Here is a 22,209-nt window from a genome sequence, read left to right on the forward strand (position 1 = left end):
TTCGGGTCGACCGCTGCCGTCTTAACTTTCGCCTCACCTTCCCCTCATCGAGCCCTCACCGGCGCTGCCTAGAGTGCGCTGCAAAGGCCGCGCCGCGGCCCGCTTGAGGAGTTATCGATGACCCAGACCGCCAAGATCACGCTGACCGCCGCTGCCGCGGCATTGCTCGCTGCCGGTGTGACGCTCACCACCACGGCCTCAGGCTGGACGTTGCCCGGCTGGAACAAGACACCCAGCGCCGCAGCAGCCGGCAGCGACGCCACACCCGCCAGCGCCACGCCGGCTGTCGTTGCGACGGCACCGGTCGCTGCCACCCTGCCGCCCGCCCAGTTGCCCAACTACCGCGCCATCGTGCAGAGCCAGGGCCCGGCCGTCGTGGGCATCACGGTGGCCGGCCTGCACAAGGTCGGCAATGCGGACATGGAGGACGGCCCGGCGGCGCGTGGTGACGAGGACCCCTTCTTCCGCTTCTTCCGCGGCATCCCCGGGCTGCGCATGCCTCAGCAAGGCGCCCAGCCCTTCCGCGGCCAGGGCTCGGGCTTCATCATCAGCAGCGACGGCCTGGTGCTGACCAATGCCCACGTCGTGCGCGACGCCAAGCAGGTGACCGTCAAGCTCAGCGACCGCCGCGAGTTCGCCGCGCAGGTGCTGGGCAGCGACCCGGCCACCGACATCGCGGTGCTCAAGCTCGATGCCAAGGGCCTGCCCACCGTGCAGCTGGGTGACCCGAAGCAGGTGCAGGTGGGCGATTACGTGCTGGCCATCGGTGCGCCCTACGGCTTCGAGCAGTCGGCCACGCAGGGCATCGTCAGCGCCAAGGGCCGCTCGCTGCCAGGCGACAGCGTCGTGCCCTTCATCCAGACCGATGCGGCCGTGAACCCCGGCAACTCGGGCGGCCCGCTGTTCGACGCGGCCGGCCGCGTGGTGGGCGTCAACGCGCAGATCTTTTCGCAGAGCGGCGGCTTCCAGGGCCTGGCCTTTTCCATCCCGGTGGACGTGGCGCTGCGCGTGAAGGACCAGATCGTCGCCCACGGCAAGGTCGAGCATGCGCGACTGGGCGTCACGCTGCAGGACTTGTCCGCGCCGCTGGCCGCGTCCTTCGGCCTGAATGCGCCAGATGGCGCGCTGGTGTCCAGCATCCAGCCGGGCAGCGCGGCCGCCAAGGCCGGGCTGAAGGCGGGCGACGTCATCACCGCGGTGGACGGCGAGCCGGTGCGCGTGGCGGGCGACGTGTCCAGCCGCGTGGGCCTGGCGCGCCCGGGCGACAAGCTCAAGCTGGAGCTGTGGCGCGACAAGGGCCGTGTCAGCGAGACCGTCAGCCTGGGCCGCGCCGACAAGGACCCGCAGGAAGCCAGCGCCGCGCCCGAAGGCGGCTCGCTGGGCCTGGCGCTGCGTCCGCTGGAGCGCCAGGAGCTGCGCGGCTCGGGGCTGGACCATGGCCTGCTGATCGAGCGCGTGACCGGCCCGGCACAGCTGGCCGGCGTGCAGCCCGGCGACGTGCTGCTGGCGCTGAACGGCAAACCGGTGCAGGACATTGAGCAGGTGCGCGCGGCGATGAAGGGCAGCCCCAAGCAGGTGGCCTTGCTGGTCGCCCGTGACGGCCAGCAGATCTTCGTGCCGGTGCGGTTGGGCTGAGGCCCTGGCACCGTCATCCAGCGCCATCACGATGGCGGGCTCTCGGGGCCCGCCATTGACTTTTGATGCGGTGCCGCCCCTCGTCGTGCGCCGGCCGCGCTGGTCGTCGTGACGGTGCCCGCCCTGGTGCGACCTGTATCGAGGTGAAAGCGTCCGTGAAGCGACGCGCGCGGCTGGGCTAGGCTGCAGCACGATTTTCTCGACGCGCGCACGACGTGCGAGACCCATGACCGCCGCCCGCTGGGTTCTGCTCTCTGTTGCCGTGGGCACCGTGCTGGCCGGCCTGGCCTACCTGCTGCGCGCGCCCGCCGAGTCACCGCCCGCGCGGCCGGCCCTGCAGCCGGCGCTGAACCCGCCGCTGACCCTGCCGCTGACGGTGCATGCGACGACCGCCAGCGCCGAGGATGCCGCGCCAGCTTCTGCGCCAACACCGCAGCCGCAGCCGCAGCCGCCGACGCGTACCGCGGTGGCGGCCACGCCCGCCCGCCCCGCATCGGCTCTGAAGGCTATGGCCCGCACATCGAGCGCGCGCATGCCGGCAACGATGTGGCCGAGGCCTGGGAGGCGGTCACCTGGATGCGCAGTTGCGCCACGACCGAGCAACGCCGCCAGGGTTCGGAAGCGATGCGCGCCCAGGGCATTGCGCCCGAGGCCATGACGCAGATGATGGTGGAGGCCGACGAGGAGGCCCGGCGCTGCCAGACCGTCACGGCCCAGCACCGCGCGCTGCTGCCCGAGCTGGCCGCCCGGGCGATGCGCGGCGGCGTGCCGGCGGCCGCGGCGGCGTATGCCGCGACGGTGGCGCCCGCCAGCCTCGCACCCGCGCAGCGGCAGGAGGTCGCGAAGGCGCTGCGGCGCGACGCCCTCGCCGGCCAGCCCACCGACCTGCTCAACGCCGTCATCTCCAACGAGGGCTGGGGCCTGGACGACGCGGAAAGGCTCAGCTATCTCTACGCCTACGGCGAACTGACAGGCCGCGCCCAGGCCGAGCCCCTCATCAAGACGCTGCTGCAGCAGCGGGGCATCCCGCTGAAGGCGCAGCCCACGCCGGAGCAGTGGGCGGCGGCCGAGGTGGCGGGCCAGCAGATCGTCGACCGCGCCCGCGCCACCAGCCCGCGCTAGCCGGTGCCCGCGTCGGGTGTCAGGGCATGCCGTTGCCGACGAACTCGGCAAACCCCGGCCGCGCGCTCAGCCGCTGCAGCCAGGCCTCCACGGCCGGCAGCGCCGCGTGCGCGATGGGTGCGTTCTTCCAGCGCTGCGCCGACAGCCCCAGCACAACGTCGGCCAGCGTGAAGTCATCGCCGCAGACGCAGGCGCCCGTGCGGGCCAGCTGCGCGTCCAGCATGCCCATGTGGCGGTTCCAGTTCGCCACGCCGGCCGCGAGGGCCTCGGGCGTCGCCGGCTGGCCGCGCACCAGCGCCATGAAGGCCACGCGCCATGAGTTGTTCAGCTCGCCCGCCTGCCAGTCCATCCACTGCTCGACCCGCGCGCGCGACCGCAGCTCGGTCGGCAGCAGCGTGGTCGCGTAGCGCTTGGTCGCGAGATAGCGGCAGATGGCGTTGCTCTCCCACAGCGTGAAGTCGCCGTCGACAAGCACCGGGATGAGGCCGTTGGGGTTCATCGCCAGATAGCCCGCCTCCTGCGGCGAGCGAAAGCCCGCGCCCCAGTCTTCGCGGTCGAGGTCGAGGTCCAGCTGCGCGGCGGTCCACATGACCTTGCGCACGTTGATGGAGGTGAGGCGGCCAAGAAGCTTCATGGTGTCAATGCCGGTGTGGGTAAGGACTGTCTGGCAGGTTTTGGGGCTGTGCCGGACGGCGGGTGTTCATCCGAGGCGCGCCTGCACGGCCCGCACCAGCGGCGCGATGGCCGAGTCGGGGAAGGGCGCGACGCTGCTGACGTTGATCTCGCACAGCACCCAGGCGTCGCCGTCGGCGCCACGCAGGAAGTCGCAGTCCCACAGCATGGGCAGCGCATCGCGGGCGAGGCCGAAGTGGCTCAGCAGCGCCGGCAGCCATTCGTCTTCGAGCTGACGCAGCAGACCCTGGCCCTCGGCCAGATCGGCTGGGTGGTAGCGGCGCGGGCCGGGCTCGGCGTCGGGATGCAGCGCAATGACCGCCTGCACGCCGAAGCCGACGACGCGGTCCTGCACGAGGTAGCAGCGCGTCATGCCCTCGGGCAGGCGCGGCTGCCAGGCCTGGTCGACCATGTGGCCACCGGCCTCGAAGTAAGGCGCCATGCGCGCGACGGCGCCATCCCAGGCGACGACCTCCTCGGCGCTGCCGCGCTGCGCGTGGCGCAGCTTCAAGCGGCCATCGTCCGCCCGCTCGACACGCCAGATGCCGATGCCGCTGTGGCCACGCCATTGCTTGAGCACGCGCGGCCCCGCGGCCAAGCGTGCAGGCAGCTCGGCCCGCAATTGCGCGGGGCTATCGACGCGCCAGCAGTCGCTGCCCCAGCCGAGGTGGCGGGTCTCGACGAGGACGTCCTTGGTGCCGAGCTTGAGGATGGCGTCGGGATGGGTGCTGACGAACACGCCCGCGTCGGCCACGGCGCGCAGCGTCGCGTCCAGCACGGCGCGCGAGCGGCCCGCCTCGATGGGGTTGACCCAGACCAGGGCGCCGTCCATCGCAATCAACTGGTCGCGCACTTCGTCGGCCCAGTCGTCCGCATAGACCACCGGCTGCGCCTGGACGCCGGCCGCCGCGAAGGCGGTGAACAGCGCGGCAAAACGGTTGTTGTGCGGCGTGGCAATGCGGCGGGCTTCGGCGTCGCCGGGGTAGACGATGGCCAGGTGGACGGTCATGCGCCCACTCTAGCCCGGCGGCGATGACTGTTGCGCGCGGCCCGCGTCGGTCAGCCTCACGGTCCAGCGGCCGGCGTCGTCGCAGTGCAGCCGCACCCAGCCGGGGCCGGCCACGCCGCCGAGCTTCGCGTCGCTGAGCGCCGTGAGCTCGCGCAGCAGTTCGCTGACGCGCGCATCCAGCCGCTTGGCCAGGCGCGTCAGTGGCACCGCCTCGTTGCCGTCGCCCAGCTCGCGCAGCAGGTCAGCCGGTGTGCGCACTCAGCATGACCGGGATGGACTTGGACGTGGGCGTGCGGGCGCCGATGGAGAAGCTTTCCAGCGGCACCAGCGGGTTGGTCTCGGGGTAGTAGCTGGCCAGGCAGCCGCGCGGGATGTCGTAAGCCACCAGCAGGAAGCGCTCGGCGCGGCGGTGCTGCACGTCGCCGCCTGCGTCGTCGATGTAGAGGCTGGTGATGTCCACCCAATCGCCGGCCTTCAGGCCCAGGTCCTTGAGGTCGTCGGCATGGATGAAGACGACGCGGCGGTGACCGTAGACGCCGCGGTAGCGGTCGTCGTGGCCATAGATGGTGGTGTTGTACTGGTCGTGCGAGCGCAGCGTCGTCAGCGTGAAGACCCGCACGTCGCGGTGGCGCTCGGCCGCGCGCTCCACGGCCAGGTCGGTCGGCAGCGCGTGCGTGCTGAACTCGGCGCGGCCCGACGCCGTGGCCCACACCCGTTCGCTCGCGGTGTTGCGCAGGCGAAAGCCCCCGGGGGCCTTGATCTTCTCGTTGAAGCCCGCGAAGTCGGGCAGCACGGCCTCGATCTTGTCGCGGATGGCGGCGTAGTCGCTGGCGAGCTGCAGCCACGGCGTGCGGCTGTGCTTCAACGTGGCGGCGGCCATGCGCGCGACCAGCATGGGCTCGGAGAGCAGGTGCTCCGACGCCGGCGCATTCATGCCCGCCGACAGATGCACCATGCTCATCGAGTCCTCCACTGTGACGCCCTGCGGGCCCGTGGCCTGCACGTCGATCTCGGTGCGGCCCAGCACCGGCAGCACCAGCGCCTGGCGGCCGTGCACGACGTGGCTGCGGTTGAACTTGGTCGTGATGTGCACGGTCAGCCCGCACTGGCGCAGCGCGCGCCAGGTGGCGGCCGTGTCGGGTGTCGCGGCAGCGAAGTTGCCGCCCATCGCGATGAAGACCTTGCCGCGGCCATCGAGCATCGCTTCGATGGCGCCGACCGTGTCGAAGCCATGCTCGCGCGGCGGCTCGAAGCCGAACACCTGGCCGAGCTTGTCGAGGAAGGCGGCGGCGGGCTTCTCGTAGATGCCCATCGTGCGGTCGCCCTGCACGTTGCTGTGGCCGCGCACCGGGCAGGCGCCGGCGCCTTCGCGGCCAAGGTTGCCGCGCAGCAGCAGCAGGTTGACGATCATCTGGATGGTCGCCACCGAATGCCGGTGCTGCGTGATGCCCATGCCCCAGCAGGCGATGACGCGCTCGCTGCCGGCGTAGATGTCGGCGGCCTGCACGATCTGCTCGCGCGTGAGGCCGCTGGCCGCCACCAGCGGCTCCCAGGGCTGCTCGCGCAGCTCGGCGATGAAGCGGTCGAAGCCACGGGTGTGCTCGGCGATGAAGGCCGTGTCCAGCACGCGTGGCTGGCCGGCGGCCTGGGCCGCGTCGTCGAGCTCGACGACGCGCTTGCACATGCCCTTGAGGAGCGCAAAGTCGCCGCCCACCTGCAGCTGGAAGTAGTGGCTGCTGATCGGCGCAGAACCGAAGGTCAGCATCTCCAGCTTGTCCTGCGGGTCGGCAAAGCGCTCCAGGCCGCGCTCTCTCAGCGGGTTGAAGCTGACGATGCGCGCGCCGCGCTTGCGTGCCGCACGCAGCTCGCCCAGCATGCGCGGGTGGTTGGTGCCGGGGTTCTGGCCGAAGACGAGGATGCAGTCGGCCTGCTCGAAGTCGTGCAGCGTGACCGTGCCCTTGCCGACGCCGATGGTGGGCCGCAGCCCAGAGCCGCTGGGCTCGTGGCACATGTTGGAGCAGTCGGGGAAGTTGTTGGTGCCGTACTCGCGCACGAACAGCTGGTACAGGAAGGCGGCCTCGTTGCTGGTGCGGCCCGAGGTGTAGAAGATGGCCTCGTTCGGGTCGGGCAGCGCCTGCAGCTCCTTGGCGATCAGCGCGAAGGCGGCATCCCACGTCGTGCGCTGATAACGGTCCGTCAACGCGTCATAGACCAGGGGCTCGGTCAGGCGGCCGGTGGCTTCCAGCTCGTAGTCGGACGCCTCGGCCCATTCGGCCAGCGTCCTCGCGGCAATGACCTCGGGCGTCGCGCGTCGCGCGGTCGCCTCGGCCGCCACGGCCTTGGCGCCGTTCTCGCAGAACTCGAAGGTGGACCGGTGGTCGCGATCGGGCCAGGCACAGCCCGGGCAGTCGAACCCGTCGGGCTGGTTGGCGTGCAGCAGCGTCTTCGCGCCCTTGACGGCCACACCCTGCTCGTTGAGGTGTTTGGCCACGCTCTTCAACGCGCCCCAGCCGCCGGCCGGGCCGTCGTACAACTCGATCTTCTGTTCGCTCATGTCTTGATCAAGAAAAAGGGCTCCGCACCTCGCAAGGACACGGAGCCCGTCAGCCTAGCAGGCCGAGGTCAGTGGAAGAACTTGCCCACGTTGATCAGGGTCTTGTAGACACCCCAGGCCAGCGGGATGCCGACGGCCGCCCAGGCCAGGATCACCGTGACGCTGGACGTGGCCGTCGCCTGGCCGCTGCCGCTGCCGACCTCGACAGCCGCGGCGCGCTCGTGCGCCAGCTTCTTCTCGTGCGCCAGTTCCTCGTCGCTCATGAAGTGCTTGTCGGCCACCGGGCGGATCATCAGGTTGGCGATCAGGCCGATGACCAGCATGCCGACGAGGATGTACATGGTCTGGTTGTAGACCTGCTCGCGCGGCAGGCCCAGGCCCAGCTGGTAGTCGCGCATGTAGTTCACGACAACGGGGCCGAGGATGCCGGCCGTGGCCCAGGCCGTCAGCAGGCGGCCGTGGATGGCACCCACCATCTGCGTGCCGAACAGGTCGGCCAGGTAGGCCGGCACCGTGGCGAAGCCGCCGCCGTACATGCTCAGGATGATGCAGACCGCGCCAACGAAGGCCAGCTTGGAACCCGCCGCCGCGCTGCCCGGGATGCTGGCGTACAGCACGCCGCCGAGCACGAAGAAGACCACATAGGTCAACTTGCGGCCGAGCTTGTCCGACAGGCTGGCCCAAAAGAAGCGGCCGCCGATGTTGAACAGGCTCAGCAGCGCCGTGAAGCCGGCTGCGACACCCGCGATGGCCGCGAGCTGGGCCTTGTCCAGTTCACCGAACTTGGCCTGCACGCCGATCAGCGAGCCGCCGAACACCTCCTGGAGCATCGGGCTGGCCATGCCGATGACGCCGATGCCGGCCGACACGTTCATGCACAGCGCGACCCAGACCAGCCAGAACTGCGGAATGCCCCAGACCTTTTTCACGTGCACATGGCGCTGCGTGATCATCGCGTTGCTGCCCTGCGCAGTGGGTGCCGTCCAGCCGGCGGGCTTCCAGCCCGTGGGCGGCACGCGGTAGCCCAGTGCGCCACCCATCATGAAGACGAAGTAGACGAGGGCCATGATGATGAAGGTGGGCATCACGCCGACGCTTTCGGGCGTGGCGAACAGCTTCATCAGCTCGGCCGCCAGCGGCGAGCCGATCATGGCGCCGCCGCCAAAGCCCATGATGGCCATGCCGGTGGCCATGCCACGCTTGTCCGGGAACCACTTGATCAGCGTCGACACCGGGCTGATGTAGCCGAGACCCAGGCCGATGCCGCCGATGACGCCGCTGCCAAGGATCATCAGCCAGAACTGGTGCAGGTGAATGCCCAGTGCCGAGATCAGCATGCCGCCGCACCAGCACAAGGCCGACACGACACCCGCCTTGCGCGGGCCGGCGCGTTCCAGCCAACCGCCCCAGATGGCCGCGGCGCAGCCGAGGAAGACGAAGAAGAGGGTGTACATCCAACCCAGCGTGGAGACCTTCCAGTCGCAGGTGCTGACGAAGAGTTCCTGGAAGAAGCCGACCTCGGGGCCGCACTTGATGGCTTCCTTGATGCCCAAGGCCTTGGACAACGGCAGCCAGAACACCGAGAAGCCATAGGCCATGCCGATGCACAGATGAATGGCCAACGCGGCCGGCGGCACCAGCCAGCGGTTGAAACCCGCGCCGGCAATGGTGCGCTCCTTGTCGAGCCAGCCCGCGCCCGCTCGGCCCGGACCGGGCACGGCATCTATTCCCACAGAGGACATCGTTTGATCCCTTCGACGTTGTTCGAGACCGCCGCGATGGCGGTCGCATGCGCCTGCACGGTCGCGCTGGCGCGGCGCAGGATACGAGTGGCGACGATGTCCGCCGATGCAAAGCGCCTCAGGTAAACACCTAATCCCGCATCAAGGCGGCATCGGCCGTGAAGGATTCAGCACTGTCACGCGACTTGCCCCGGCACAGCGTCGGCAGCGAAAGCTTTGTCATCGTCATTTCACGCTGCGGGCAGCCATTTATCCTCCACGCCATGCGACGCGTTTTGATCATCGACGACCACCCCGGCGTGGGCCAGGCGCTGGAGCTGCTGCTGTCCCTGCACGACATCGAGGCCAGCGTCGCCACCAGTCCGGAGGAAGGCCTGGCGCTGCTGGAGCAGCGGCCCTACGGCCTGGTCATCCAGGACATGAACTTCACTGCCGACACGACGTCGGGCGAGGAAGGCGAGCAGCTGTTCCGCGCGATCCGCGCGCGGCGCACCGACATCCCCGTCATCCTGCTGACGGCCTGGACGCGGCTGGATTCGGCCGTGGCCCTCGTCAAGGCCGGCGCGGCGGACTACCTGGCCAAACCCTGGGACGACGCCAAGCTGCTGGCGACCGTGGAGAACCTGCTGGAACTGGGCGAGGCCAACCGCGAGATCGCGCAGCTGCGCGAGGCGCGCGCGGCACGGCGCGCTGCGCTGGCGCGGCGGCATGACCTGGCCGGCCTGGTCTTCAACTCGGACGCGATGCTCTCCCTGCTGGAGCTGGCCGGCCAGATCGCCGCCGCCCCCGTGCCGGTGCTGATCACCGGGCCCAACGGTGCCGGCAAGGAATGCGTGGCGGCCTTCGTGCATGCGAACTCGGCCGCGCATGACGGCCCATTCATCGCGCTGAACTGCGGCGCGCTGCCGGCCGACCTCATCGAGGCGGAACTGTTCGGCAGCGACAGCGGCGCCTACACCGGCGCGGCCAAGGCGCGCGTGGGCCGCTTCGAGGCGGCGGACGGCGGCACGCTGTTCCTGGACGAGATCGGCAACCTGCCGCTGGCCGGCCAGGTGAAGCTGCTGCGCGTGTTGGAGACGGGGCAGTTCGAGCGGCTGGGTTCCAGCAAGACGCGCCAGACCCGCGTGCGCGTGCTGTCGGCCACCAACGCCGACCTGCGCGCGATGGTCAAGGCCGGGTCGTTCCGCGAGGACTTGTTCTACCGCCTCAACCTCATCGAGCTGAAGCTCCCCGCCCTGGCCGAGCGCCGCGACGACGTGCTGCCGCTGGCCGAGCATTTCCTGGCCGACCGGGCGCGGCTCTCGGAAGGCGCGCGCGAGGCGCTGCTGGCCCACCGCTGGCCGGGCAATGTGCGCGAGCTGAAGAACGTCATCGAGCGCGCCGCGCTGCTGAACGCAGGCGGCGATATCACGCTGGCGCTGCTGGGGCTGGAGGAGGCCCACGGCAACGGCGGCGCCTACCGCAATCTCGACGAACCCAGCCGCGAGGCCGTCATCGCCGCACTGAACGCGGCCGGCGGCATCGTCAGCCGCGCGGCGACGCAGCTGGGACTGTCGCGACAGGCGCTGTACCGGCGGCTGGAGCGTTACGGGATCGCACCCTGATGCGCGTGACCTTGTCGCTGCGCGCACGCGCGCTGCTGGCGCTCGCGGCGGCGGCGGTCGTCCCGCCGCTGGTCATCCTGGGCGTGCGCCGCGCGGGGCTGGCCTCCGGTGCGGCGCTGGTCGTGGCCGTCGTGGTGATGCTGCCACTGCTGGCGTGGCTGTCCGCCGCGTGGCTGGCGCCGCTGCTGCGGCTGACGCGCGCGCTGGAGGGCGCCGTGCTGAGCTACCGCGACGGCGACTTCAGCCTCAACCTGGCGCCCGACGGCCCGCGCGAGCTGGCCGTGCTGACGCGGCTGCACGCCGAGATGGGCCTGGCCCTGCGCGAGCAGCGCCAGCACCTGGCCCAGCGCGAGCTGCTGCTGGACACCGTCGTGCAGAACACGCCGGTCGCGCTGGTGCTGACCGGCCCGGGCGGCAAGGTCGCCATCGCCAACCTCGCCGCACGCCAGCTGATCGGCGACGGGCGCAGCCTGGCCGGGCTGGACTTCGCGAGCGTCATCGCGCCGCTGCCCGAGGCGCTGCGCGAGGCGCTGGCGGGTGACGCCGACCAGCTGTTCGCCGTGACGCTGGCCGACGGCAGCGAGGAGACCTTCCACCACAGCACGCGGTCCTTCCGGCTGCAGGGCCAGCCGCATCGCCTGCACCTGCTGCGGCGCATGACGCGCGAGCTGTCGCGCGCCGAGGTGGGGACGTGGAAGCGCGTCATCCGCGTGCTGAGCCACGAGCTGAACAACTCGCTGGCGCCGATTTCGTCGTTGGCGCACAGCGGCGCTGAGCTGGCGCGGCGCGGCAACACGGAGCGCCTGCCGCAGGTGCTGGCCAGCATCGGCGAGCGCGCGGCGCATCTGCACAGCTTCCTGAGCGGCTATGCGGCATTTGCCAAGCTGCCGGCGCCGCGTCGCGCCGCGGTGGCGTGGCAGCCCTTCCTGGCGCGGCTGGCGACGCTGGGCGAGTTCAACCTCGATGGCGACGTGCCCCACGAGCCGGGCTGGTTCGATGCGGCGCAGATCGAGCAGGCGCTGCTGAACCTGATCAAGAACGCGCACGAGTCGGGCAGCGACCCCGACGAGATCGCGCTGCGCCTGGCGGTGCAGGGCGCGGACTTGCGCATCGAGGTGCTGGACCGCGGCCCCGGCATGAGCGAGGCCGTGCTGGCCCAGGCGTTGTTGCCCTTTTACTCGACCAAGCGCTCGGAGCCCGGCTCGCAGGGCGGCACGGGCCTGGGGTTGGCGCTGGCGCGCGAGATCGCCGAGGCGCACGACGGCCGCATCGCGCTGAGCAACCGCGACGGCGGCGGCCTGCGCGTGGTCATCAGCCTGCCTCAATCAACAGGGTCGCCAGCGCGCTGAAGCTCACGAAGGCCAGCGCCGTCGACGCCAGGATGATGCGCGCGACGCGGCCGTTGTCGGCGCCGTAGCGCTCGGCCAGCAGCGACACATTGCTGGCGCTGGGCAATGCCGCCACCAGCGTCAGCGCCACCAGCTGCGGGCCGGACAGCGGCGCGCCCATCCAGCGCACGGCCGCGCCCAGCGCGAACACCAGCGCCGGGTGCAGCAGCAGCTTGATGGCGGCCACCGGCACGTACAGCGCCGGCGGCGTCATGCGGCCGGCCAGGCGGTTGGCGCGGCCCGAGCGGCTCAGCACGGCGCCTATCGTGAACAGCGCCACCGGCGAGGCCGCGTCGCCCAGCATGGCGATGACCTTCGCGCACGGCGCCGGCAGCACCAGCCCGCTGGCGCCCGCCACCGCGCCCAGCGCGATCGCCCAGGGCAGCGGGTTGGAGCCGGCGGCCTTCAGCGCCTGCAGGAAGGCGGCCCGCCCGGCCACGCCGCTGGCGCCGGCCTGGGCCAGCGCAATGCACAGCGAGCTGGTCACGAACAAGTCGGCCAGGATGGTGCTGACGACCGGGCCGGCCGCCGCCGCGCCCAGCAGCGCGACGATCAGCGGCACCCCCATGAAGCCGCTGTTGGGGAAGGCGGCCACCAGCGCGCCGAAGGCCGCGTCCTTCATGCCGATGCGCGCGGACAGCGTCGTCGCCACGGTGAAGAAGACGATCAGCAGCGCCGACGCCACATAGACCCCCAGCAGCGCCGGGTTCAGCAGCTCCAGCACCGGCGTGTCGCGCCCGAAGCGGAACAACAGGCAGGGCAGCGCAAAGAACAGCACGAAACCGTTCAGCCCGGGAATGGCGCTGTCCGGCAAGAGCCCGCGCTCGGCGGCCAGCCAGCCGCACAACACCAGGGCGAAGAACGGGAAGGTCGTCGCAAGAACGGCAAGCATGGTCGCGTGGGAGTCGGCGGCGGAGTATCGGGGCCGTGAGCGAATGCGCGGCCGAGGCGGCTTTGTTACAGCATGGGATGGCAGCCCCCCTGGGGTCACCCCTAATATGCCGCGCCATGCGCATGCCCAACCTGTCCCTGCCACCGCCAGCCGCCGCCGCTCCGCTGGACGAAGGCCAGGCCCTGGGCGTGTGGCGGTTGAAGAGCCCGCTGCCCGATGGCGAGCAGGCGCATGCCGGCCAGTGGTACGGCGCCCACCATGCGATGGCCACCGAACAGCAGGCCGCCGTGCTGGTGCTGGACCGCAGCGACCAGGGCGCCGGCGTCATGCTGCGCTACGCCGACCAGGCTGGCGACCTGGCCAAGCTGCAACACCCCCACATCGCCGTGCCCAGCGACAGCGGCGTCACGCCGGATGCCCATCCCTATCTGATCCTGGAGGGCGAGCATGGCGAACCGCTGTTGCCGCGCCTGCCGGCGCTGGGGCTGCGCGAGCGCATCGAACTGCTCGTCCAGCTCTGCGAGGCCTTGCGCTCGGCGCACCAGCAGGGCTGGCTGCTGTCCGAGCTGGACCCGGCCATGATCTGGCTGGCTCCCGAGGGCGACGTGCACCTGATGGGGCTGGGCCTGGCCCGCATCCCCGACCCGACCGACCCCTTCGACCGCGGCCTGAGCCTCGGCGCCTCGCCCGCCTTCGTGGCCCCCGAGCGCCGCAACGGCGAGCCTCCCAGCCTGGCCAGCGAGGTCTACGGCCTGGGCGCCTTCGCCCGCATGCTGATCTGCGGCTGGGAGGAGACGCCCAAGGGCCTCGCGCCGTTGAAGGGCAGCGTCGGCGAGCTCTGGCCGCAACTGAGCGAAGCCCAGCGGGTGCGGCTTGACGCGTTGCTGCGCGCGGCCATGGCGGAGTCACCGGAGTTGCGCACCCGCGGCGCCGAAGGCCTGGCCGACGAATTGCGCCAATGGCTCAGCGTGCAACAGAGCGCCGCACGGGCGGACGCCGCCGCAGCGGCCCGCCCCAAGCCGGCCTGGTGGAGGCGCTGGCTCTGGCTGGGCGCCGCCGCGGGCGTGGGCCTGCTGGCGCTGACGGCGCAGGTCGCCGAACCCGTCACGGCGGCCGCCACGTCGGCCACCCAGCCGAGCACGACCGCCACCGGCTGACGGCACCGCGATCGGGATTGCGTGGGGGTGCGCCGCGCACGGCGCTACGCAACAATGCGGCCCCACTCCCGGAGTTCTGCCATGGCCCGTTCGCTGCTCGCGACCCTGATCGCCACCTGTGCCGCCCTGCCCCTGGCCGCTTCGGCCGCTGGCTTCGCCACCGACGCCGAAGGCTGGACGATCCCCGGCGGCAGCGGCACGCAGACCTGGGTGGCCAGCGGCGGCAACAGCGGCGGCTGGCTGCAGGTGGAGGACATCGACGGCAACACCGACATCCTGCTGACGGCGCCGTCGAGCTGGCTGGGCAACTGGTCGGCCTATCTCGGCGGCACGCTGTCCTTCGATGCCAAGAGCGTCAACGGCATCTCCCCCGACTGGGCGGGGTTCGGCGCGATCAACATCAGCGGCCCGGGCGGCAGCGTGCAGCTGGACATCGTGGCCGCCGGCCTGCCGCCGGCCGACGGCCAGTGGCACCACTATGAGGTCGCGCTGGCGTCTGCCGCCGGCTGGGGCAGCCCGGCGACATTGGCTGGCGTGCTGGCCAACGTGACCAGTCTGACCCTCAATGGCGAGTTCCACGCCGGGCCCGGCGAAGTGCTGGGCCTGGACAACATCCAGGTCAGCGCGGTGCCGGAACCGGCCAGCGCGGTCCTGCTGCTGGCCGGCGTCGGCCTGCTGGCCAGCCTGCGGCGCAAACACTGATGGCTGCCGTCGGCGCCACGCCCGCGCCAGGCCCGCTGGGCCTGGGGGAATTGCAGGTCAGACTGCCGGCCACCAAGGCCCAGTGGCTGGCCGTCGTGGCGGGCGTCGGTCTGGGCCTGGTCGGCGCCGAGCTGGCCTGGCACCACCCGCTGTCGGGGCCGTTGGCGCTGGCGGCCTGGGGTGCCGTCGTGCTGCTGGCGGCGCTGTTCTGGGTCAAGACGCCCGTCCTCGTGTTCGCGCCGCTGCCGCTGATCGGCCTTGCGCCGTGGAGCGGCTGGATCACCTTCGAGGAGATGGACCTGCTGGTCACGGCCTGTGGCTGCGGCGGCTACCTGGCCTATGCGCTGCAGCTGAACGCGCGTGACCGCGCGCCGGCCTGGCGCCACGGCCTGGTCTATTCATCGGCCGTCATCGTGCTGATCCTTGCGCTGGCCTTGTCGGCCGCCTGGAGCGTCAAGCGCGGCTTTGCCGACGCCGGCGGCTTCGTCTTCGGCTGGTTCCACGGCTACCACGAGGCGATGAACTCGGTGCGCAACGCCAAGGCCATCTTCCTCGTGCTGGCGCTGCTGCCGCTGTGGACGGCCGCCGCCGCCGCACGGCCGCGCGGCTTCTCGCGCGGCCTGCTGCTGGGCCTGGTGCTGGCGCTCGCCGGCGGCAGTGCCGCGGCGCTGTGGGAGCGCCTGGCCTATACCGGCCTGCTGGACTTCTCCACCGACTACCGCACCACGGCGCTGTTTTGGGAGATGCATGTGGGCGGCGCGGCGCTGGACGGTTTCCTCGTCATGACGCTGCCGTTCGCGCTGCTGGCGCTGCTGCGCACGCGCTCGCCGTGGCGCTTCGCCATCGGCCTGGGCATCGCGCTGCTGGCCGCCTACGCGGTGCTGACGACGTTCTCGCGCGGCGTCTACCTGGCGCTGCCGCTGGCGCTGTTGCCCATGGTCATGCTGGCCGACGCGCAGCGCCGCCGCGCCGCCGCGTCGGGGCCGGAGAGCAGCCACATCGACAGCACGCTGGGCGCCGTCGACGAGCCGATGCCGCGCCTGGCCAAGTTGGGCGCGCTCGCCATGGCCGGCGCCTTCGCGCTGGCCGCGGCACTGGTCTTCGGCGGCGGTGGCTACCGCGGCCTGCTGGCGCTGTTCTTCGTCATGGTGGTGCTGCTGACCATGCCGCCCAGCCTGTGGCTGCCGCCCTTCGCGCAGCGGCTGGTGGCGCTGCTGATGGGCGCGCTGCTCGCGCTGGTGCTGGGCGCGGCCAGCTGGGCGCTGTCCATGGCCGTGCCCAAGGCGGCCTATGTCATCAACGTCGTCGCGCTGCTGTGCTGCGCGCTGCTGCGCTGGCGCGACGAGGCCGGCCAGGCGCGGCCCATCTATGTGCTGCTGGTGTCGACGGCCTGGTTCTGGCTGCTCGCCACCATGGTCATCGTGGCGGACTACTGGGGCGGCACCGCCGGACGCTGGACGGCGCTGGCCGCCGGTTTCGCGCTCGCGGCTCTCTGGGCCGTGATGCTGCTGGAGCAGCGCCTGTGGCCCTTGCAAGGTGCGGGCAGCACCGGCAAGGCCGGCTGGCGCAAGCGCGCGCTGCTGGTGGCAGGCTTGCTGCTCATCATGGCCATCGTCGCCGCGCTCGGCGGCGGCGCCTATCTGCGCGACCGTGTGTCCACCTGGAAGGAAGACGGCCAGACCCGCCTCACGCACTGGCACGAAGGCCTGCGCCTGCTGCACGGTGGCCGGCAGAAGCTGCTGGGCAAGGGCGCCGGCCGCTTCGTGCCCAGCAATTTCTACGAAGGCCCCATCCAGGCCCAGGTGGGTGACTACCGGCTGCGCGGTGATGAAGGCGAGGCCTTTCTCGCACTGACCAGCGGCAAGCATCTGCTGGGTCGCGGCGAGCAGTTCCGCGTCAGCCAGCGCATCATGGCGCCCGCGCCGGGGCCGATCACCGTCACGCTGGTCAGCCGCACGGCCAGCGATGCCAGCCTCATCCTGCAGATCTGCGAGAAGAACCTGATCTACCCGGACAGCTGCTTCGGCATCGGGCCGCTGTTGAAGCCCGTGCGTTCGCCAGGCGATCCCGAGGACGGCCCCGGTCAATGGCAGACCCGCCAGTTCAAGTTCGGCCCGATCCCGGCGCTCGGCGGCGACTGGTGGGCGCCGCGTTTCGTGACCTTCTCGATGGCGCTGGATACCCGCAGCGCGCGCGTTGACATCGGCCGCATCGCGATGCACGACAGCCTGGGCCGCTCGCTGGTCGTCAACGGCGACTTCAACCGCGAGATGGCGCACTGGTTCTTCTCCAGCGACCGCAACCACCTGCCCTGGCACATCAAGAACGCGGCGCTGCACGTGCTGTTCGAGCAAGGCCTGGTCGGCCTTGCGTTGCTGGGTGGCGCCTACCTGCTGGCGCTGGTGCGCCTGTCCTTCGGCCGTGGGCGTGACCACCCGCTGGCGCCGGCCATCGTCGCCGCGCTGATCGGCTTCGGCACGGTGGGCGCCTTCGACAGCCTGCTGGACGCGCCGCGCGTCGGCTTCATCTTCTTCGCGCTGCTGCTGCTGGGCTTGGGACTGAGGGCGCTGCCCGGTGAGGGCGTCGCTCGCGTCGCCTGAGCGCCGCTCAGCCGGCGTCGAACAGGTTGCCGCGCAGCGCCAGCAGCTGATCGCGCAGTGCGGTGATCTCCCCGGGAGCCAGCCGCATGGCCTGGGCCAGGCAGGCGGGCACGTCCCGCGCTGATTGCTGCAGCGCGCGGCCCTGCTCGGTCAACGCAATGATGACCTGGCGTTCGTCGCGCGTGGAACGGCGCCGCGTCAGCAGCCCGCGCTGCTCCAGGCGCTTGAGCAGCGGCGTCAGCGTGGGCGTGTCGAGGAACAGTTGCTGGCTGATTTCCGACACGATCAGCTCGTCGCGCTTCCACAGGATCAGCATGACGAGGTACTGCGGGTAGGTCAGCGCCAGCTTGTCCAGCAGCGGCCGGTAGGCCCGGTTCAGGCCCAGCATCGTCGAATACACCGCGAAGCACAGCTGCTCCTGCAGTTCCATCGAGAAGTCGTTGGCAGGCGTGCAGGCGGTGTCCATGGCGGCACTCTAACGGGCCAAGCTTCGTGCCCGGCCCGGAGCGGTCTCAACGCTGCTGGATGAAGTTCAGCAGGTCCTGGTTCAGGCGGTCCTTGTGCGTGTCGGTGATGCCGTGCGGGCCGCCGGCGTACTCGATCAGCGTCGCGCCCTTGACCAGCCTGGCCGTCGCGCGGCCGGTCGTCGCGATGGGCACGATCTGGTCATCGTCGCCGTGGATGACCAGCGTGGGCTTGTCGAACTTCTTCAGGTCGTCGACGAAGTTGCTTTCCGAGAAGGCCTTGATGGACTCGTACGTGCTCTTGCTGCTGCCCAGCATGCCTTGCATCCAGAAGTTGTCGATCAGGCCCTGCGAAGCTTTCGCGCCCGGGCGGTTGAAGCCGAAGAAGGGGCCGGACGCGACGTCCTTGTAGAGCTGGGCGCGGTTCGCCAGCGACGCGGCGCGCAGGCCGTCGAACACCTCCATGGGCACGCCTTCCGGGTTGGCCGGCGTCTTGACCATCAGGGGCGTGACGGCGCTTACCAGCACCACCTTGGCGACGCGGCTGCTGCCGTGCCGGCCGACGTAGCGCGCCACCTCACCGCCGCCGGTGGAGAAGCCCACCAGCACGGCGTTCTTCAGCTTCAGCGTGTCGATGACGGTGGCCAGGTCGTCGGCGTAATGGTCCATGTCGTTGCCCGACCAAGGCTGGCTGGAGCGGCCATGGCCGCGTCGGTCATGGGCGATGACGCGAAAACCCCGTTCGGCGAGGTACTGCATCTGCGATTCCCAGCTGTCCGAATCCAGCGGCCAACCGTGGCTGAAAACGACGGGCTGGCCGGAACCCCAATCCTTGTAGAACAGCTGGGTGCCGTCCTTGGCGGTGATGTAGCCGGAGCCCTGGGCCGGACGGGCAGCCGCCTTCGCGGATGCCGGCGCGGGCGGGGTTTGCGCGCCAGCCTTGGCCGCGGACAGGGCGAGGACGGAAGCGGCGAACAGGGCGGAGAGGGCGGAGAGGGCGGAGAGGGCGGACAGTGACTTCATGGTGCGGTTCTCGATCAGGGCGTGAAGGCTCGCGGTCGGAGGGGCTGCCCGCGAGGGCTTGTCAAACACATCGCTTACACATAGATCGCACGCGATGTATTTCATGGGCCGGCACGGTGGCGCGCGGTGCCGGCTTGGGCAGAACTTTATATTGTGCGCAATCTAATTGCAAGCGATTATTTTTGGCCGCAGCCGAAACTGGCGTTCTGGCCTCGCCGCCTATGATCCGCGCCCCATGTCCGCCGCCCCACCATCCGGCCCCGCATCGGCTGGCCTGAACCCGGCCCAGCTCGAAGCCGTCTACCACCTCAGCGGCCCCTGCCTCGTCATTGCCGGCGCGGGCTCGGGCAAGACACGCGTCATCACCACCAAGATCGCGCAGCTGCTGGTGTCCGGCTACCGGCCCAGCCAGATCGCCGCCATCACGTTCACGAACAAGGCCGCGCAGGAAATGCGCGAGCGGGCCAAGGCGCTGGTGGGCAACAAGGCGGCCAAGGATCTGGCGATCTCCACCTTCCACTCGCTGGGCGTGCGCCTGCTGCGCGAGGAAGGCTCGCGCGTCGGGCTGAAGGAGCAGTTCTCCATCCTCGACAGCGACGACGTGCTCAACGTGCTGAAGGATGCCGGCGGCACGACGGACATGAAACAGGCGCAGCGCTGGCAGTGGACCATCTCGCTCTGGAAGAACCAGGGACTCGGCCCGGCCCAGGCCGCTCAAATCGCCGCGGACGACGACGAGCGCGCTGCCGCGGCGGTCATGGTGCGCTACCAGGAGCGCCTGTCCGCCTACCAGGCCGTGGACTTCGACGACCTCATCACGCTGCCGCTGAAGCTGCTGACCAACGACGCCGAAGCGCGCGAGAAGTGGCAGAACAAGCTGCGCTACGTGCTGGTGGACGAGTACCAGGACACCAACGCCGTGCAGTACGAGCTGCTGAAGGCGCTGGTGGGCGAGCGCGGCATGTTCACCGCCGTGGGCGACGACGACCAGTCCATCTACGGCTGGCGCGGCGCCACCATCGAGAACCTGAAGCGCCTGCCCACCGACTACCCCAACCTCAAGGTCATCCCGCTGGAGCAGAACTACCGCTCCACCGGCTCCATCCTGCGTGCGGCCAACCATGTCATCGCCGGCAACCCCAAGCTGTTCGAGAAGAAGCTGTGGAGCGAGTACGGTGACGGCGAGCCCATCGCGCTGCTGGAGGCCGACGGCGAGGAACACGAGGCCGAGCGCGCCGTCGCCCGCATCCAGCAGTTGCGCGCCGACGGCCAAGGCCCGCAGTTCAAGGACTTCGCCATCCTGTACCGCGCCAACCACCAGGCGCGTGTCTTCGAACAGGCGCTGCGCCGCGCGCAGATCCCGTACAAGGTCTCGGGTGGCCAGAGCTTCTTCGACAAGGCCGAGATCAAGGACTTGTGCGCCTGGCTGCGCCTGCTGGTGAACCAGGATGACGACCCGGCCTTCCTGCGCGCCGTGACCACCCCGAAGCGCGGCATCGGCCACCAGACGCTGGGCGCTTTGGGCACGTTCTCGGCGCAGTGGAAGTGCAGCATGTTCGAGGCCCTCTTCGCCGAGAGCCTGGCCACCGCGCTGACCAAGCGTGCGCTGGACGGCCTGCACGAGTTCGGTCGCAGCGTGAACGAGCTGCAATACAAGGCCAAGCACACCGAGGGCCACACCGCCGCGCACGCGATGCTGACGGAGTGGCTGAAGGACATCGGCTACGAGGCCCATCTGCTCGACAACGAGGAGAACGAGAAGGTCGCGCAGGCGCGCTGGGGCAATGTGTTGGACTTCGTCGACTGGGTGGCCAAGCGCTGCGGCGGCCAGCACAGCGAGGAAGGCGGCGTCAGCTTCACCGAACCCAAGCAGAGCGTGCTGGACGTCGCGCAGACCATCAGCGTCATCCTGTCGCTGGCCGAGCGTGGCGACGAGCAGGACCAGGTCACGCTGACGACGCTGCACGCGTCCAAGGGTCTCGAGTGGCCCCACGTCGTGCTGGCCGGCGTCAACGAGGGCCTGCTGCCCTTCAAGCGCGAGGAGGCCGAGCTGACACCCGAGGCGTTGCAGGAGGAGCGGCGACTGATGTACGTGGGCATCACCCGCGCGCGCACGACGTTGGCCGTGTCGACACTGCGCCGCCGCAAGAAAGGCCGCGACACCGTCGTGGGCATCCCCAGCCGCTTCCTGGCCGAAATGAAGCTGAACGAGGGCAGCACCCGCGAAGACCCACGCGAAAAGCTCAAGCGCATGCGCGCCGAACTGGCCGCCAAGGCCGCCGCGCGGGCCGAAATACCCCCGCAGGACTGAAGCGCTCATTCGCGGGGGTCCCCCTCAAGCGCGTGAAGTCTTCACACCTCAGCCACGCTAGGCTGCGAACAATGCGTTTCAGCCTCTCTTCTTTCGGTGAGCCCGTATGAAAGCCATCGTCCTAGCTGCCGCTCTCGCTGCCCTCAGTACCATCGCCCCGGCCGGTGCCGCGCGTGACGTGCACACCCCCAAAGCGGCCGACGCGACGACGGCCACCGTGATGGCCGATGCCGGGCGCATCGGCTCCGCCAGCCTGACCGCGCTGAACGGCGGCAACCGCTGGATGCCCGCCGAGCGCCAGGCCGGCGCAGAGTTTGACGTCAGCGCACCCGAAGTCGACACCGGCAGCCTCGTCATCGTCCTGGGCGTGTTCGCGCTGATCGTGGCCCGTCCCGTCTCCCGCACGCTGCGCCGCCTGGAGCAGCAACGCCGCGCCACCGCGCTGGCCAGCACGCTGGACCACGCCCCGCACGGCTGATTGCATATCGATTGCTGTTCCATCGCTCATCACTTCGGTGATTTGCGTCACAGGCCTCCCACCGGCCTGAGGGGGTCTGCCCCGGCGACGTGAAGTCTGCACCCGGCACCTGGCGGGCCTGGCCAAAGAATCGCGGCAAACACACCAAGCCGCCCGGCCCCGCCCCATGAAACGCACCCTGTCCCTGCTCGCGCTGATCAGCTTCGGCACCACTGCCCTGGCAGGCCCCGCCCCCACGAGCAACCTGCTCGTCAATGGCGGCTTCGAGAGCACCGTCGTCGCCAGCGGCAACTGGGTCAACGTCCCCGCCATCGCCGGCTGGACCTGGCTCAGCGGCCCCGGCACCGGCTTCGAGGTCCGCAACGACGTCGTCGGCAGCGCGCAGGAAGGCCGCAACTACATCGAACTGGACACGGTGGGCAACAGCCGCATCGGCCAGTACCTCGACAACCTCAGCGCGGGCGGCCGCTACGACCTGAGCTTCTGGTACGCCCCGCGCGAGTACCAGGCGGCGTCCACCAACGGCATCCAGGTGTTCTGGAACGGTCTGCAGATCGGCGACACGCTGACCGGCCTCGGTGGCAGCCAGAACGATTGGACCCAACACCAGTACAGCGTGACGGCGCAAGCCGGCCGCAACCTGTTGAGCTTCGCCTCGGTGGGCACCAGCGACAGCCTGGGCGGCAATCTCGACAACGTCAGCCTGAACCACGTGCCCGAGCCGGGCAGCCTGGCCTTGACGCTGGCTGCGCTGGCCGGCGCCTTCCTGCTGCCGCGCCCGCTGCGCCGCCGGGCCGAACTGCGCCGCGCCACGGCGCTCGCCAGCACGCTGCGGGAGCGCCCGCCACGCGGCTGA

General features: G+C 70.5%; 18 protein-coding genes. 10 read left to right on the top strand and 8 right to left on the bottom strand.

Going from position 1 to position 22,209, the window contains the following annotated elements:
• Positions 1-117: 117 nt before the first annotated feature.
• Positions 118-1,635 carry a Do family serine endopeptidase gene (locus AC1D29_RS13025; protein WP_477897915.1) on the top strand — a complete coding sequence of 506 codons (1,518 nt, stop codon included), beginning with the start codon at positions 118-120 and terminating at the stop codon, positions 1,633-1,635.
• A gap of 576 nt (positions 1,636-2,211) precedes the next feature.
• The gene (locus tag AC1D29_RS13030; protein WP_477897917.1) at positions 2,212-2,757 is read left to right on the top strand and encodes a hypothetical protein; all 546 of its coding nucleotides are present in this window, start codon (positions 2,212-2,214) and stop codon (positions 2,755-2,757) included.
• A 19-nt stretch (positions 2,758-2,776) separates the two neighbouring features.
• Here the strand turns inward: AC1D29_RS13030 and AC1D29_RS13035 are convergent, their stop codons facing one another.
• The 5 genes from AC1D29_RS13035 to AC1D29_RS13055 form a co-directional block, all read right to left on the bottom strand.
• A complete protein-coding gene (locus AC1D29_RS13035) occupies positions 2,777-3,391 on the bottom strand; it encodes a glutathione S-transferase family protein (protein ID WP_477897919.1) in 615 nt (204 codons plus the stop codon).
• 66 nt (positions 3,392-3,457) lie between these two features.
• Positions 3,458-4,438 (bottom strand): Cj0069 family protein, encoded by a 981-nt coding sequence (locus tag AC1D29_RS13040; RefSeq protein ID WP_477897921.1) that lies wholly within the window; start codon positions 4,436-4,438, stop codon positions 3,458-3,460.
• Between the two features lie 9 nt (positions 4,439-4,447).
• A complete protein-coding gene (locus AC1D29_RS13045; protein WP_477897923.1) occupies positions 4,448-4,696 on the bottom strand; it encodes a hypothetical protein in 249 nt (82 codons plus the stop codon).
• Positions 4,680-6,992 (bottom strand): FdhF/YdeP family oxidoreductase, encoded by a 2,313-nt coding sequence (locus AC1D29_RS13050; RefSeq protein WP_477897925.1) that lies wholly within the window; start codon positions 6,990-6,992, stop codon positions 4,680-4,682. Before AC1D29_RS13050 ends, AC1D29_RS13045 begins: the two co-directional genes overlap by 17 nt.
• A gap of 68 nt (positions 6,993-7,060) precedes the next feature.
• On the bottom strand, positions 7,061-8,734 hold the full coding sequence (locus AC1D29_RS13055; protein ID WP_477897927.1) for an OFA family MFS transporter: 1,674 nt from the start codon (positions 8,732-8,734) through the stop codon (positions 7,061-7,063).
• 263 nt (positions 8,735-8,997) lie between these two features.
• On the opposite strand from AC1D29_RS13055, the gene AC1D29_RS13060 reads away from it, so the two are divergent.
• Both AC1D29_RS13060 and AC1D29_RS13065 read left to right on the top strand, forming a co-directional pair.
• A complete protein-coding gene (locus tag AC1D29_RS13060; protein ID WP_477897929.1) occupies positions 8,998-10,338 on the top strand; it encodes a sigma-54-dependent transcriptional regulator in 1,341 nt (446 codons plus the stop codon).
• Positions 10,338-11,687: a sensor histidine kinase gene (locus AC1D29_RS13065; protein ID WP_477897931.1), complete on the top strand. Its 1,350-nt coding sequence runs from the start codon at positions 10,338-10,340 to the stop codon at positions 11,685-11,687. The genes AC1D29_RS13060 and AC1D29_RS13065 overlap by 1 nt, the downstream gene beginning before the upstream one ends.
• Here AC1D29_RS13065 and AC1D29_RS13070 read toward each other — a convergent pair.
• A complete protein-coding gene (locus tag AC1D29_RS13070; RefSeq protein WP_477897933.1) occupies positions 11,650-12,618 on the bottom strand; it encodes an AEC family transporter in 969 nt (322 codons plus the stop codon). The two genes, AC1D29_RS13065 and AC1D29_RS13070, sit on opposite strands and share 38 nt — an antisense overlap.
• 116 nt (positions 12,619-12,734) lie before the next feature.
• On the opposite strand from AC1D29_RS13070, the gene AC1D29_RS13075 reads away from it, so the two are divergent.
• The 3 genes from AC1D29_RS13075 (at position 12,735) to AC1D29_RS13085 (ending at position 17,077) form a co-directional block, all read left to right on the top strand.
• Positions 12,735-13,775: a serine/threonine protein kinase gene (locus AC1D29_RS13075; protein WP_477897935.1), complete on the top strand. Its 1,041-nt coding sequence runs from the start codon at positions 12,735-12,737 to the stop codon at positions 13,773-13,775.
• A gap of 81 nt (positions 13,776-13,856) precedes the next feature.
• The gene (locus AC1D29_RS13080) at positions 13,857-14,477 is read left to right on the top strand and encodes a PEP-CTERM sorting domain-containing protein (protein WP_477897937.1); all 621 of its coding nucleotides are present in this window, start codon (positions 13,857-13,859) and stop codon (positions 14,475-14,477) included.
• The gene (locus AC1D29_RS13085; protein WP_477897939.1) at positions 14,477-17,077 is read left to right on the top strand and encodes a hypothetical protein; all 2,601 of its coding nucleotides are present in this window, start codon (positions 14,477-14,479) and stop codon (positions 17,075-17,077) included. The genes AC1D29_RS13080 and AC1D29_RS13085 overlap by 1 nt, the downstream gene beginning before the upstream one ends.
• A gap of 7 nt (positions 17,078-17,084) precedes the next feature.
• Here the strand turns inward: AC1D29_RS13085 and AC1D29_RS13090 are convergent, their stop codons facing one another.
• A complete protein-coding gene (locus AC1D29_RS13090; RefSeq protein ID WP_477897941.1) occupies positions 17,085-17,543 on the bottom strand; it encodes a MarR family winged helix-turn-helix transcriptional regulator in 459 nt (152 codons plus the stop codon).
• Between the two features lie 46 nt (positions 17,544-17,589).
• Positions 17,590-18,564 carry an alpha/beta fold hydrolase gene (locus AC1D29_RS13095; protein ID WP_477897943.1) on the bottom strand — a complete coding sequence of 325 codons (975 nt, stop codon included), beginning with the start codon at positions 18,562-18,564 and terminating at the stop codon, positions 17,590-17,592.
• A gap of 235 nt (positions 18,565-18,799) precedes the next feature.
• Between AC1D29_RS13095 and AC1D29_RS13100 the strand changes: the two genes are divergently transcribed.
• From AC1D29_RS13100 to AC1D29_RS13110, 3 genes are all read left to right on the top strand, one after another.
• A complete protein-coding gene (locus AC1D29_RS13100; protein ID WP_477897946.1) occupies positions 18,800-20,875 on the top strand; it encodes an ATP-dependent helicase in 2,076 nt (691 codons plus the stop codon).
• A gap of 106 nt (positions 20,876-20,981) precedes the next feature.
• Positions 20,982-21,353 (top strand): hypothetical protein, encoded by a 372-nt coding sequence (locus AC1D29_RS13105; protein ID WP_477897948.1) that lies wholly within the window; start codon positions 20,982-20,984, stop codon positions 21,351-21,353.
• Between the two features lie 166 nt (positions 21,354-21,519).
• Positions 21,520-22,209: an FxDxF family PEP-CTERM protein gene (locus tag AC1D29_RS13110; RefSeq protein WP_477897949.1), complete on the top strand. Its 690-nt coding sequence runs from the start codon at positions 21,520-21,522 to the stop codon at positions 22,207-22,209.

The sequence above is a fragment of the Roseateles sp. P1_C6 genome, assembly GCF_056406315.1.